Origin of the sequence: Dyella psychrodurans (assembly GCF_003363265.1) — a bacterium.
GTDB lineage: Bacteria > Pseudomonadota > Gammaproteobacteria > Xanthomonadales > Rhodanobacteraceae > Dyella_B > Dyella_B psychrodurans.
Genome location: NZ_QRBF01000001.1, coordinates 257,744 through 271,541, shown reverse-complemented (window position 1 = coordinate 271,541; position 13,798 = coordinate 257,744). Strand labels below are relative to the sequence as shown.

Sequence of the window (13,798 nt, the reverse complement as noted above, 5' to 3'; positions counted from 1 at the left end):
CGACTCTTACGCAAGCATCTTTTCGACCGGCAGCACGAACATTTCGCGAGCCCCGGCTTTCTTGATTTCTTCCAGCTGCCGCCAGCTCACTTCGCCGGCGCACAATGCCTGCAGCATCAGCTGGTCGGGTTGTCCGGCGACCGGCAGCAGCGTGGGCTGCGGACCGCCCGGCAACAGCCGCGTCACGGCGTCGAGCGACGTGCGCGAGGTCTGCAGAAGCAGCAGGCGCGACTCACGCACCTGGATCACGCCATCGAGCCGCTTGAGCAGCAACTCGATCATGTCGCCGCGCTCGTCCGTGGGCAGCGCTTCGGGTCCGGCGAGCACTGCCTCGCTTTGCAGCAGTACTTCGGTTTCGCGCAACTGATTGGCGACCAGCGTGCCCCCGCTTTGCACCAGGTCGCAGATGACATCGGCGGTACCCAGCTTTGGCGCGATTTCCACCGAACCCGCCAGCGTTACCACAGCGGCATCCACCTCCTGCGCTTTGAGCCATCCATTGAGCAACGCCGGATACGACGTCGCGATACGCATGCCATTCAAATCGTGCGGCTGGGCGTAATTCATTTCCTGCGGCACGGCAATGGACAGACGACAGCGACCGAAACCCAGCGGACGCCACTCTGTCAGCGCTGCCGCACCATCCGTCGCCGTGCCTTTGAATTCATTCAGCACATTGCGGCCGACGATGCCGAGATCGCATACGCCTTGTGCAATGAGGCCGGGAATATCGTCATCGCGAACCAGCAGCAGATCGACGGGCTCGCCCTCCCCGAAACAAAACAGCTTGTCGCGACTCTGGCGAAACGTGAGCCCGCAACGGTTCAGGAGCTCCAGCGCCGGCTCGGTCAAACGCCCCGACTTTTGCATGGCGATGCGCAAGCGGTCCCGCGGTTTCATGCGCGTGCCCTTTTCGCCGCTGCGCGACTGCGCGCGGCGCGCGCCCCGGCCGCGAGATAGCCGCCGCTACCCTGGTTCAAATAGCGCGCCACACGACCGATGGTGGTGATGCTGACCGCGGTGCGTTCGTGGATCTCGCGATAGGAGACGCCTTCAAGCAGGTACGGCACCACACGCCAGCGATCGATCAGCACTTCCAACTCGGCGGGCGTGCAGAGGTCGTTGAGAAATGCATCCATCTCATCCACGTTTTTCATGGAGAGCAATGCGCGGCACAGACTGAGCTTGGCGGACTCGTCCGGGGTTTCCGGGTCGATCGATCGACGTTTCATAATGTACTAATGCATTAATACGATGGAACGCATGATACGCGACGGGGCCGGTCTCGGCAAGCCCGCATTCACCCCGTACAATTTCGAATCAAAGCAAGGCCTTGGAAAGCCCCACCCATCAGCCCCATCAGGATCATGAACCCTACGAGCAAATCCCCGGCTATCCGCACACTGGCGGGCCTGATGCTTTTCGCCGTCCTCGTCTTCATCGGCGTCTGCACTGCGGCCCAGTTCTGGCGCACCGATCTGGACTGGATCAGGACTCCCTTGAGCACCTATCTATACGGCCCGGGCTGCGTTTACGTACACGTGGCCTATGACTTGATGTCGATCGCCCTGCTCGGCTTCGCCTGGGCGGGCTATAGCGCCACGACAGTCGAATTACGCAGCGGACTTGCCGCAGCCTTGTTCGCGGCGGCGGGCGTGGCGCTACCCGTGGTGGCAGTCACGGAGTTGTTCAGGCGCACGAAGTTCTACGAACTGGCCCGCACGATTCATCAGGTTTCCGCACCCGCGACGTTTCTGTGGCTCAGCTTCGGCATGCTGCTGCTGTCGAGCCGCTGGCTGCGCGATCCGCGCATGAAAAAAGGCGGCCACTCAGGCATCCTGCTTGCCTGGCTGGCCACCTTGGTCCTGTGGTTTCAGGTATTGGTGCCAGGGCTTCCCAACGGATTCTGGGAAAAGCTGGCCATCGTGCTGATCTTGCTTTGGCTGGGTTGGGCCGCACGGCACATCATGCGCGCCGCCCGACCAGCCTGACTCTTCTCACGCGTTGGCGAACGCGCGCTTCTGCACCAGTTCGCACACGGTGTGCACATCGCCATCCATCGCGCGGTCGCGATGCATGAAGCGAATCTTCCCGCGTAGCGTGTCGTGCGCCTTGCGCACCGCGCCGCCTGCATGGAAATCGCCGACTTCGGCCAGTGCAGCCGTCAACTGCTTCACTTCCTCGACGAACTGCGCGTAGTGCGGATTGTCTTCGCGCGGCGCGTTCGCGACCTTGGATGCCAGCGCCTGCCAATCACCACGTGCGGCAAGGCGGCGCGCCGCGTTGAGCATTTCCTGGCGATAATCCAGCGCCTGGGCGGCGGTGTAGAGCTCCAGCGCCAGCACATGGCTCAGGTCTTCGGTCATCTCCAGCACGTGGCGCGCTTCGTTGGCGCCCATCGAGACGTGGTCTTCGGCATTCGCACTCGTCGGCACGGAATAGACACTGGCCGGATGCGCGCGCGTGGCCAGGTCGTTCACCAGCGCCGCCGCGGTGTACTGCACGATCATGAAGCCGGAATCCGTGCCGTCCTCGTTGCCGGTCAGGAAGGCCGGCAGACCATCGTTGGTAGCCGGATCGACCAGCTTGTTGAGGCGACGCTCGGAGATCGACGCCAGCACCGGAATGGCCGCCTTCACGTAACTCATGGCCAGCGCCAGTGGCATGCCGTGGAAATGGCCGGCGGAAATCACCTGCTCCTCGATGTACTGGGCGTCGGTGTTGTCCGGGAAGATCAACGGATTGTCGGTCACCGCATTCAGTTCGATGTCGATAACGCGGCAGGCTTGCGCCCAGGCATCGCGCACCGCGCCGTGTACCTGCGGCATGCAGCGCAAACAGTAGGCATCCTGCGGCTGGTGCTTCTTGCCGCCCTTGAACGGCAGGAATCGGCTATAGAACGTTTCGCGGCCATGGCGCTGATTGGCGGGCACCCAATCCCAGCCGATGTCGAAGCTGAGCGCCTGATCCTGTGGCGTGCTCCACGCTTCAGCGCTCCATTGGCGGAAGCGCGGTACCAGGTGATACGGAATATCGACCAGCGTCGAACCTTGCAGCAGTTCACGAACATGGTCGGCCGCCTGCACCTGCCCGGGATGCGGGCGCAAGGCATGCACGTCGGCGCGCAAGGCACCGCTACGGCCCGCGAAGGCATCGAGCGTCATCGATGCGGCGAGATCGGCGACATCGAGCAGGTATTCCAGCGTATCGAGCGCCAGTGCCGCCGTGGCCAGCATCTGCGCGGTGCCGTTGTTGAGCGCCAGGCCTTCCTTGAACGACAAACGGATCGGCACAAGGCCAGCACGCTTCAGCGCCTCGGCGCCCGATAAACGCTCGCCCTTGTAAAACGCCTCGCCGCCGCCGAGCAGCACGATCGCCAGATGCGACAGCGGCGCCAGGTCGCCGCTCGCGCCGACCGAGCCTTTCTCCGGCACCACCGGAATCACATCGTGATTGAGCAGTGCGGTAAGCGCTTCGAGCGTCTCCACACGGATGCCCGAGTGTCCGCGCATCAGCGTATTGATGCGGATGACCAGCATCGCGCGCACGACTTCGGCGGAAAACGGCTTGCCCACGCAAACCGCGTGCGTGGTGATCAGGTTGTGCTGAAGCTCTTCCATCAGCGTGCCTTCCGGCTTGTGCGGATTGCCGCCGGGCAATTCATCGCGCAGACGATAGGCGCCCAGCAACTTGTCGGCGTTGCTGCCGAAGCCGGTGGTGACGCCGTAGGTCGGTTCGCCGCAACTCACCTTCTCCGCCAGAAAATCGGCCGCACGCTTGACGCGCGTCAGCTGCGAAGGATCAAGCCGAACTCCGTGACCATGACGAGCAACGGCGACGAGTTGTTGACGGCTGAGGCTATTGCCATCCAGCAGGATCGAATTGGCGGTCATGCGTACTCCGCGCCCTAACGGGCAAGTGTGTTTTTGATGGCGCTGCCGATGGGGATCTCGTCAACGCGTCCACTATGAGTTATAGATGCAGCCGACCATCCATGTTTGCTGCCTGGTGTCTTGGAGCGTTAATCCGAAACAGGTTGAAATGGCGAGTGCGCGAAGCCATTCGACACCACAACCTTTGTTCGCCGATTACGTTCCGATTTCGGCCTGCGCCAGTTCGACGCGCAAAGTCTTGATCAGTTCTCCACGCGCAACTTCGAACTGATCTTCGCGGCGCAGATCTTTGACCGTCACCACACCCTTCGCAAGCTCGTCTTCGCCCAGCACGATCACAAAGCGAATGCCGGCACGGTCGGCGTACTTGAACTGCTTGCCGAGCTTGCCGCCTTCCAGCACCATTTCGGTGGCAATGCCCGCCGCGCGCAATTCGCCGGCCAGTTCGAGATAGGCCGGCATTTGCGCGGCATCCATCTGCGTGACAAGCACGTCCACCGTACTGTGCGCCGTATTGATCAGGCCCGCATCGCGCAATTGCCAGTAGAGGCGCGTGAGACCGATCGAGATACCCACGCCCGGCAGGTGCGACTTGGTGTACTGGCCCGCAAGGTTTTCGTAGCGACCGCCGGAACAGATCGAACCGATCTGCGGGTGATCGTTAAGCGTCGTTTCGTACACAGTGCCCGTGTAGTAATCCAGGCCGCGCGCGATCGAGAGATTGAGTGCGTAGTGGCTTTCAGGCACACCAAACGCATGGATCAAGTTCAGAACTTCCTTGAGTTCGGCGCGACCTTGCTCCATCGCCTCAGGGCCCACGCCCAGCGCATCGAGCTTGTCGAGCGCATCCTGCAGCGAGGTCGAGCGGACCTGCACGACATCGAGAATTTTCTGTGCCGCTTGCGCGCTCAGACCAAAACCTTCGCCGGTCAGCGTCTCGCGCACGTAGTCGGCGCCGCGCTTGTCCAGCTTGTCCACTTCGCGCAGCACCAGCGTCTGCTGTTCCGGATCGGTCACGCCCAGGCTTTCGAAGTAACCGCGCATCAGCTTGCGGTTGTTGAGCTGAATGGTGAACGCGCCGATGTTCAGCTCGCGGAACACGCTGTAGATCACCGCCGGCAGTTCGGCGTCGTAGCGGATCGACAGACTGTCCTTGCCGATCACATCGATGTCGCACTGGTAGAACTCGCGGAAACGGCCGCGCTGCGCGCGCTCGCCGCGATAGACGCGCTGCATCTGATAGCGACGGAACGGAAAGCTGAGATCGTGCTCATGCTCGGCCACGTAGCGGGCAAGCGGCACGGTGAGGTCGAAGCGCAAGGCCAGTTCCGGCTTTTCGCCCTGCTCCAGCGCGCCGGTCGACTGCACGAAATACACCTGACGCTCGGTCTCGCCGCCCGTCTTGGTCAAAAGCACGTCCGAGTACTCGATCACCGGCGTCTCCACCGGCAGGAAACCGAAGCGCTCATAATTGCGACGAATCACGTCGAGCATGCGCTGGAAAGCAACCTGGTCGAGCGGAAGCAGCTCGAGCACGCCGGGCATGGTGCGGGCCGGGGTAAGCGCCATGGAATCCTCTGCTGACAAAAGAAAAATGCCGTGCGACGGCAGCCGCATAGCGTAACAGATGCACCCCTCCGCCTTACCCATCGGCAAGCATGAATGCCCGCTCTCGACGGCCCCCGACCTGTTGCCAAGGTCGCGCCAGCCCGATAAGATACGCGGCTCCCACGGGGTGTAGCTCAGCCTGGTAGAGCGCTACGTTCGGGACGTAGAAGTCGCATGTTCGAATCATGTCACCCCGACCAATCGAAAGACCCAAAGAACCCCGAAAAACAGCCGTTTTTCGGGGTTTTTTGTGCCCGGAGCCCGGACCGGCCAAACGCACCGAAACGCCCGGTTTTGCCCTCAAATCCACCTCTTGTGTCCCCGGCCGTGTCCCCAACACCCGCTGTTACACTGGTCCCATGAGCACGTTGGACATCCTCCGCGAGCGCTTTCCCGGTCGCGTCGCCCTCACGCCCAAAGAGATCGCGCAAGCGATTCATGGCGACGCCGCCGCCACCAAGAAACGGGTCGAATCGATCCGGGAAAAACTCGACGCCGGAACGCTGATCCCCGGCATCCGAAAAGGCAAAGGGGAGAAGCGGTGGCTGGTACCGATCGACGCGTTGGCGCGCGCCCTCGACGATCGAAGCCGCCCCGATGATCGCCCTGTCCTTCCGCCCGCGCTGGTCCCGGTCGGCCGCCGATCGCGCATGACCAACATTGGTCCGCGCATGTTGAAGTGGATGGAGCGTAGTCGGGTCGTCCTGCGGGATATTTTGGCGGAAGTGAGCGTGCTCGTCAGCCTCGACGAGGCCGCCATACTCCAGGGTGTTGCGGACCTGACCTCCGATCACCCGCGAAAACGCGGGCCGATCATGTGAGTCCCGCTCACACGTCCATCAGTTCGATCGCCATCCGCCGCTCCTCGGCCTGATCGCGCTCCAGAATCCGCTGCAGCCGCGCCGCCCGCGCCGGCGCCCCGAGGGTGGTGGCCGCGGCCACCGCATCGGCCAGTTGGGTGTGCGCCCCGCCCCGGAACATCAGGTCGTCGAGGAGTTCGTCGGTCGCGTGCACCTCAACGGCCAGGAGCAGTGGGGAACGGTCGAACCGGTCTTGTTTCAGGGACGTCTGGATGCTGTCGGGGTGCTCCAAGAGCGCCCGGACGATCGAGCGCTGTCCCCGGGCCACGGCCTCGTGCAGGCAGGTTCCGCCGCGCGCTTGCCACCGACCCGGCAGAGCGCCCCTATTAATAAGGTATCGGACTCGTTCGCCGGCGGTTGAGGTTTCGGCGTTGTCCGCCGGGGTGGCGGCGATCAGGGCCCCCAGTTCGGCTTGCGCCTCCTCCTGGTCCGGCTGCACCTGGATCAGGTGCCCGCGGAGGATGTGCTCAGGAGTCCGCCCGACCAGGTCGGCAATGTTGGGGTCTGCCCAGTGGTCAATGAGCGTTCGCATCGCGGCGGCCTGGCCGCGCTCGGCGGCGATCAACAGCGCGGTGCGGCCCAGGTGGTCGGTCTCGTCAATCGCGCGCCGGCCGTCGCTGGTGGCCAGCAGCACGCCAAGGATGTCGGCGTGGCCCTGGTGCGCGGCCCACCGCAGGGCATCGCCGAATGAGGTGGGCAGAGTGGGCATCGTCGGACTCCGGCGGGGATCGGACCACACATACCGCGGATCAGGCCAAAGGCCAGCCGGTTGGGAATGAAGCCGAAGGGCCCGCATGTGGTCCATCGGAACCCTCCCGTCTTGCGGGGCCGCCCAAGCCTGGTACGGTGAAGTTGAGACGGCGCAGCAGTGGGTCCTCGTCCGACTGGTTCCCGGACGTTTGGGGTGTGCCGTGGTGCTGCGCCGTCCCTGAAACCCCCGCCGAAAGGCGGGGGTTTCCCTTTTGGAACCACGCCACCACATGGGGTCCCCACCGCAAGCCTTGACGGACGGCCGGAATCTGGTTGGCTGGATGGATCACCCCATCCGGAACCTCCCCATGAACGTGTTGCGTCGATCCCTTGTGTGCGCCGGTTTGCTGGCGCTGCTCTCCCCCACCGCGCTCTTGGCGCAGACGCTGGGCACCAACGCGTACGCGGCCGGTGGCGCGACCGCACCGGGCACCGCGGCCACGGCTATTGGCAACGGCGCCGCCGCGAATGGATTCCAGTCCACGGTCGTGGGCGCGAACTCCACAGGCAATGGCTTCGACGACTCCGTGTTCGGCGTGTACAACAACGTCAACGGGGGCGGCACGCAAACGAACGGCTTGGCCGGCGCCAGCGTGTTCGGCAACAACAACACCGTGTCGGCCTCAGGCGCGGTGGTGATGGGATCGGGCAACAACAACACCGGCGCCAACAGCGTCCTCATTGGCACCGGGTCCACGACCAACGCCGCGAACACGATCTTGTTGGGCCAGGGCGTGAACGTGCAAGGGGTCGGCGGCATTGGCATCGGGACCGGCGCACAAGTTGGCACCGGTGGTGGTCTCGCGGTCGGAGCCAACGCATCGGCCGACAACGGATGCTCGGCCATCGGCACACTCGCCGCGTGCAATCAAGCCGACACACTGTCGGTCGGCAACGCGGGGCTCGGCTTCACCACACGCATCACCAACGTCGCCGCGGGCGTCGCCCCCAACGATGCGGTGAACGTCTCGCAGTTGAACGGCGCGCTGGGCATCTTCGGCGGCGGCGCCGGCATGAACTCAGGGGCCATCGTCAACCCGAACTACTCGTTCGGGTCGCACTCCTTCAACAACGTCGGCGCGGCACTCAACTTCCTCTACGGGCTGGACGGCACCACCTCGACCGGACCTACGGGGCCGGTGTCGAGCACGGATCCGAACGCGGTGCACTACGACGACAGCACCGACTCCACCGTGACGCTGCAAGGCGCGAACGGCACCACGATCACCAACGTGGCCCCGGGCGCCGTCAACGCGACATCGACCGATGCGGTGAACGGCGCGCAGTTGTTCGGCGCGGTGCGCCAGTCCGAAAACTGGGCGAAGGCGTACACGGATCAAGCGGTGTCGGGGTTGAACGATCGCATCTCCCGCGTCATGGCGGCCAGCGCGGCCTCCGCATCGATGGCCTCGAACTTCCGCGAGATGCCCAACTCCTTCGCGGTAGGCTTGGGCCTGTCGGGCGGGCACAACGGCATCGCTGTGGGCTACCGCCACATCTCTGAAAGCAAGGCCATTTCCTGGTCCATCCAGGGCGCGATCGCCGGCAGCGAGCGCTCCATTGGGGTCGGCATCGGCTACGGCTGGTAACGCATGACGCTTCGGCCCCGGTGTGATCGCCGGGGCCGTTGCTGTGGGAGGCCGACATGGATGCGCCGCATTGGAATCGCTCGCAGAAGTACCACCGCCGCGAGCGATTTCTCTATGCGCTTGTGTTTCATGACGTGCGCCGTTTCGTCTACATCGGTCAGTCGGTGGATCCCGATCGACGGTTCGCTGAGCATTGCAGCAAGGGCTGGGGGCGACGCCCATTCCACATGGTCGTTCTGGGTTCCATGCGCGGCACACAAGCGGAAGCCGAGGACTGGGAGCACGGCTATCGGCAAGCGGCCGCATGGTGGGGCTGGGGCGTGTACGGCCTGCCCCCTGGGATCGTCATCCGGCACGTGCACCGGCAGATGACTCCACGCCGGACCCGTCTGGCGTGGCGGTTGTGGTGGGGGTTTTCCGGCGCGCTCAAACGCGGCCGACGATTGAATCAGCCCGAGCCGCCGGTGCCCCGCAAGCGGCGTTGGTGGTGGCCGTTCTGAGCGCGATCGGGGCACCGGCCGCCTCTGACGCCCCTGTTGACGCAGCGCTTGGGCCCCGATGTGGGCCAACGGTCAGCCGCGGTTGCCCTGGGGGTTGAATCCGGCGATCCACAGGCGGTCGTCGTAGAAGATGGATGTGTACGCTTCATCCGATTGGCCGTAGAACCCCGACACCCAAGCGGCGTTGATCACCGCCTGGTTGACCCGCTCGTAGAGGTCGGTCGGTACGTCGACGTTGAATAGCGATCGCGGCGGGTTGGGGCCGGTGGTGCGCAGCGCACCCGTGGTCGGCCGCCCGTACATGACCTGTGCGTTCAGCAGTTTGGAGAAGAAGGCCACATTCCGCGTGGTGGTCGTCGCTTGCCCCGTGTCGTCGGTGTGGGTCAGCGGCGCGTCGAGGCACGTTTGGAAGGTCTCCACGGTCGATGTCGTGGCGTTCGTCCAGATGGTGGCCCGCACGGTCCAGCAGTCCTGGTGCACGCCGTACGTCTCGAACGTGAGCGCGGCGCGCGGCCATTGGAGTCGGCCTTGTTTGGCCAGGTCGTGGCTTTGCGAAGCGAAGAGGCCGCGGAAGGAGCCGGCGCCGTTTTCGGGCTGGTAGAGCGGGCCACCGCCCGCCCCGGGGGCTCCTGCATTCGATACGCCGTGCCCACCGACGATCTGCTTGCCGACCTGGGCGGCGTGGGATCCCACGGCGTGAAGCCAACCGCCGAAGGTGGTGTGGGCGCTGCTCGACGGCGCGGGCTGGTCCTGCGCGGAGGCGGTGCCGCAGAACGCGAGCACAAGCGCGGCTCCGAGGACGCGGATGATGGTGCGGTGCATGGGATTCCCCGTGGTGACGCCCCTGGCGGGCATCCCATGATCCCACGATCGACAACCGATTAGCCGGTTTCGCACTATTCGGCTATCAGGGCCGATTCAGGGGCCCGATGCACCGCTCAACGGCGTTGACCTTGGTCGCGGCCGCGCTGCTGCGTCGGCGGCGTGTCGTCGTGCGACGGCGTCCGATCGGTGCGGTGCGCCGTGGCGGCGCGTGCCGCACGATCCCGGGCGCGTCGGGTCCGCTGCTCCTCCCCAGCCGACGCGGGAGATGCGTCCGCAGCGACGGCGTTGGATGGGGAGGCGGTGTCGGGTGTGCGACGCTCGTCGGCGCCGGCGGGCGCCTGGTCGGGACCCGCCCCGTCGGGGCGCTGAGATGAGGCTGGTGCTTGGCGCTTCGAACGAACAGGCGCATCGTCTCCGTAGAGCATGCGCGCCATCACGCTCATCGGTTCGTCGTTGGTGCTCGCAGGAGTTTCGTTGCTCACATCGTTCGACGGACTGGCGACGTACACGATATCGGATGGAGTTTGTTCGGAAGGAATCGCTTGCACGGTCCACCCACGACGCTGCGCACGACGCTCCTCGAAATCGATGACGTTCCCATCATCGCTCCGAACAGGCTCTCGAATCGTCACGCTCTCATCCTTCCCAGAACGCTGCACACGAACGACGTCCCCATGGACGTGCCCATTGATCGCACGCTCCAAGTCCTTCCCCCAAAGGGTCTGCTCGTGCCCCTGCCCGTCGCGAATCGTGACGTAATACGAGCCATTTCCGTTCTCTTGGAACTGATACGGCGCGCGCCCGTGCGCGACGAGAGTGCCTTCGTGAACAGGGGGCGTGCGGTGGGTCGGGTCAGCCTGTGGGCCGCCCCCTGGGCCGTTGTTCGACGTGCTTCCATCCCGGCGCGGAGCGCCGTGCTCGAGGGCGGCTGAGGGGCCCTGTCCCTGCGGGTGGGTGGAGGCCGCCGCCTCGGGGCGTTGCGTGGGGGCGTTGGGATCGCTGGGGCGCTGGGGCTCTGATGTGGCCGGACGGATGGCACCGCCCTTGGCGAGGAGGGCCGTCTCCTTCAATCGATCGATGCCGAGGCGGTCCTGCAGCGAGTCCATCAGGTTGCTGTCGCCGTACATGCGGTAATCGCCGGAGGTCAGGCGCGTCATCGCCACCAGAGCCGATTGGTTGTCCAGCATGCCGGCGTCGGCCACGTGGTAGACGAACGGCGCCCCCTGCCCCTGCACATCATGGATGGACCGACAGTAGGAGTGGGTGAACGCACGATAGTCGTTGGTCGTGTTGAACGTGATGGTGCGGTCGGGATCCTTGGGACCGAGACCGTTCACGCGGACCGTGAGGTCGATGGTGCCGTCACGCGAGGTGCTGATTCGGGTGATGGTGCCGGTGGAGTTGTTCACCACGCCCAGTTTCTGGGACTTTTTCGAGAACTTGATGGCCTCGCCGACAGCGAAAGGGCGCACGGCCATGCCGCGACGTCCCAGGAGAACTTTGATGGCGTGGTCTTGGGCGCCCAGGGCGCCACTGGCCTTGAGCGCGGAGCGTGCCGCTGTGTTCATCGCGTCCACGTCGACGTTCTTGTGGGTGATCAGCAGTTTGTTGTTGCGCGGCGCAGGATCCTCAGCCCACGCACGCACCGCTGCGACCATGGCCTCCTGTTTGGTGGTGTACACCTCGAGCATCCCGAGCGCGTCGAGCGCGGCGGTGATGCGCTCGCCCTTAGCGCGCTGCTGGGCCCGGGACTTCACATCGCGGTTGTCATCGAGGCCAATGACGTGGCCATCGGCGTCGAGTTTCTGCTCGTAGTAGAGGCCGGCCAACTCACGGCGCGCGGCTGTTTCCTCGTCGGTCGCGCCCTTCTGCCGGCGAATCTCGGTGAGTTTCACATCGCCGGTGACGTCCTCGATCAGGGCCATCCCGCTGCCAGCCCCAACGGGCTGAATTTGGCGGCAGTCTCCTTGGACCAGTAGGACCGGCTTTTTCGCCATGCGATCCGTGAGGACCAAAAGTTTGCGGGTGTCGGCGGTGTCGACCATACCGGCCTCGTCCATGATGATGAGCGACTTGCGACCGGTGGGACACATCACGCCTTCCCAGCGACCCTTTTCCATTTCGTGCACGATGTGCGCGACCGAAAAGCATGGGATGCCGGCTTCGAGTTGGAGTTTTTTCGCCGCGGCGTTCGACGGGGCGCAGCCGAAGACCTCATACCCCATGCCGCGGTAGGCTTCGACGAAGCACTCGGACACACAGGTCTTGCCGCTACCGGCATAACCCGAGATGGCCCCGATCCCATTGACCGTGCAGCACACATGCATGACGCCGCCGCGCTGCTCCTCGGAGAGAGTGAAGCCCTTGCGGCGCTCGAAGTCGGCGATCACCTTCGTGACGTAGTCAGGAGAGAGACGTGTATCCTCGGATTGGCGTCGTCGCGCGTACTCCTGGACCTCCTTCTCCTGGCTGATCATCCACGGCGCTGCGTAGCGGTTCTCGGTGTGCCGGCGGGCCAGCGAGATTCCGGCGTCGTCGGCGTGGATGGCGTGCGGGGCCACGGCCACCATCGTTGCGGTCGCCGCATCGGTGGCGGATTGAAGATCCTCCAACGACACGCGGCCCATGGTTTCTTCGGCCAGCGCGGCGAAAATGTCGTGCCGCTCGAGCAGCGCCTCGCTCTCGTGCAAGCGATCGATCACCGTTTGCGTTGCGGCCGGATCGATCAAGGTGTCGGCCTGCGCTTTGAGAAACGCGGTCGTGGGACGCTGCTCGTCGGCGTGCTCGGCGATATAGGTGTCCATGTAGCCGACCCACAGCGCGGAGAGTTCGTCGTAGCCCGGCTCTTGCTTGGCCTGCCGCGTCTGGCTCCACGCCACTTGCTTGCTGACGCCGTGCTCCTCCATGTACTCGAGGATCTCGCCCTGACGCGCGGAGAAGTATTCGATCATCGCGTCGGAAAAACCGGCCAGGCGGGTGTCCTTCCGGCCCGTGGGGTGCCCGTTGATGTCCGTTTCTTCGGTCTGCTCCAGGTGGTAGCCGAGCGCGCGCATCCCGGCGTACAGAGCGTTTTTGTAGATCGCGTCCGACGCCCGCCGGTGCTCGAAGAGTTCCATCGAGTCGAAGGTGCCGGATTTCCCATCGCGCCCCAGCGCCACACCGTAGACGAGGTTGTGCGTGTGAAGGCTTGCGGCAATCATGCCCTCGGCGGAGGGCCGGGCCGCCAAGTGCAGGTGGCTGGACCAGATCAGCGCCTCCACCGATGACACGTCCTTGCCGGCCTTGCCGCGGCGTGTCTCCACCAGGTTTTCGTAGTAAGCCATCGCCTCGCGGTTGGCGACCTTCTGCACGTCCAAAATGGCGGCGCGCTCCTCCTCGTTGGCGGCCATGAACGCCAGGCCGATGTCCTTCGGGGCGGAGAGGGTGACGTCGTATCCGATGACGTGGCCGCCCTCCTCCACAGTGCGCGGGATCCCCGTCCTACGGTCGAACTTGGTGATTTTCTTGGGCTTCGCGCCAGCGTTGCGGCACAGAGGAATCTTCGAGCCGTTGGCCCCCGTTTTGGTGGGGTGGTAGCCCTCGGCCAGGCGGTCCATCGCATCGCGCCCCACCTGGGTGCCGGCGAGAACCAGTTGCTGCGCCCAGGAGCCACCCCATTCCATGAGGTCCTGACGTTGACCCTTGGCGTCGTTGTAATACTCAGTGGCGCGCAGATACTCGATCGTCGCCGAGGTGGACCCGCCGCGCATGGTCAGTTTGGTGACGTTGTTCAT

11 protein-coding genes and 1 tRNA gene are annotated in these 13,798 nt (G+C 64.6%); 5 read left to right on the top strand and 7 right to left on the bottom strand.

Translation table 11 applies throughout. From position 1 onward, the window contains the following. Positions 1–6: 6 nt before the first annotated feature. Together hisG and DWU99_RS01345 are read right to left on the bottom strand one after the other, a co-directional pair. Positions 7–900 (bottom strand): ATP phosphoribosyltransferase, encoded by an 894-nt coding sequence (gene hisG / locus DWU99_RS01350; protein ID WP_115476203.1) that lies wholly within the window; start codon positions 898–900, stop codon positions 7–9. Beyond that, complete coding sequence (locus DWU99_RS01345; RefSeq protein ID WP_115476202.1) at positions 897–1,232, bottom strand: YerC/YecD family TrpR-related protein; 336 nt, start codon at positions 1,230–1,232, stop codon at positions 897–899. The genes hisG and DWU99_RS01345 overlap by 4 nt, the downstream gene beginning before the upstream one ends. Before the next feature lie 183 nt (positions 1,233–1,415). Between DWU99_RS01345 and DWU99_RS01340 the strand changes: the two genes are divergently transcribed. Then, positions 1,416–1,991, top strand: coding sequence for a DUF998 domain-containing protein (locus DWU99_RS01340; protein ID WP_158543202.1), 576 nt, complete (start codon positions 1,416–1,418; stop codon positions 1,989–1,991). Between the two features lie 6 nt (positions 1,992–1,997). Here DWU99_RS01340 and DWU99_RS01335 read toward each other — a convergent pair whose 3' ends face one another. Continuing rightward, positions 1,998–3,893: an HAL/PAL/TAL family ammonia-lyase gene (locus tag DWU99_RS01335; RefSeq protein ID WP_115476200.1), complete on the bottom strand. Its 1,896-nt coding sequence runs from the start codon at positions 3,891–3,893 to the stop codon at positions 1,998–2,000. Positions 3,894–4,088: 195 nt separating this feature from the next. After that, positions 4,089–5,462: a histidine--tRNA ligase gene (hisS, locus tag DWU99_RS01330; protein ID WP_115477130.1), complete on the bottom strand. Its 1,374-nt coding sequence runs from the start codon at positions 5,460–5,462 to the stop codon at positions 4,089–4,091. A 162-nt stretch (positions 5,463–5,624) separates the two neighbouring features. Between hisS and DWU99_RS01325 the strand changes: the two genes are divergently transcribed. Beyond that, positions 5,625–5,701 (top strand) — tRNA-Pro (locus tag DWU99_RS01325). Between the two features lie 159 nt (positions 5,702–5,860). Beyond that, positions 5,861–6,322, top strand: a complete 462-nt coding sequence (locus DWU99_RS01320; protein ID WP_115476199.1) for a hypothetical protein — start codon at positions 5,861–5,863, stop codon at positions 6,320–6,322. Positions 6,323–6,329: 7 nt separating this feature from the next. Here DWU99_RS01320 and DWU99_RS01315 read toward each other — a convergent pair whose 3' ends face one another. Next, positions 6,330–7,070, bottom strand: a complete 741-nt coding sequence (locus DWU99_RS01315; protein WP_158543201.1) for an ankyrin repeat domain-containing protein — start codon at positions 7,068–7,070, stop codon at positions 6,330–6,332. A gap of 349 nt (positions 7,071–7,419) precedes the next feature. Between DWU99_RS01315 and DWU99_RS01310 the strand changes: the two genes are divergently transcribed. Together DWU99_RS01310 and DWU99_RS01305 are read left to right on the top strand one after the other, a co-directional pair. After that, the gene (locus DWU99_RS01310) at positions 7,420–8,700 is read left to right on the top strand and encodes a YadA-like family protein (RefSeq protein ID WP_158543200.1); all 1,281 of its coding nucleotides are present in this window, start codon (positions 7,420–7,422) and stop codon (positions 8,698–8,700) included. A 56-nt stretch (positions 8,701–8,756) separates the two neighbouring features. Next, positions 8,757–9,200 carry a GIY-YIG nuclease family protein gene (locus DWU99_RS01305; RefSeq protein WP_115476196.1) on the top strand — a complete coding sequence of 148 codons (444 nt, stop codon included), beginning with the start codon at positions 8,757–8,759 and terminating at the stop codon, positions 9,198–9,200. 72 nt (positions 9,201–9,272) lie between these two features. Here DWU99_RS01305 and DWU99_RS01300 read toward each other — a convergent pair whose 3' ends face one another. Both DWU99_RS01300 and mobF read right to left on the bottom strand, forming a co-directional pair. Then, positions 9,273–10,022 (bottom strand): hypothetical protein, encoded by a 750-nt coding sequence (locus tag DWU99_RS01300; RefSeq protein WP_115476195.1) that lies wholly within the window; start codon positions 10,020–10,022, stop codon positions 9,273–9,275. 116 nt (positions 10,023–10,138) lie between these two features. Then, complete coding sequence (mobF, locus tag DWU99_RS01295) at positions 10,139–13,798, bottom strand: MobF family relaxase (RefSeq protein ID WP_115476194.1); 3,660 nt, start codon at positions 13,796–13,798, stop codon at positions 10,139–10,141.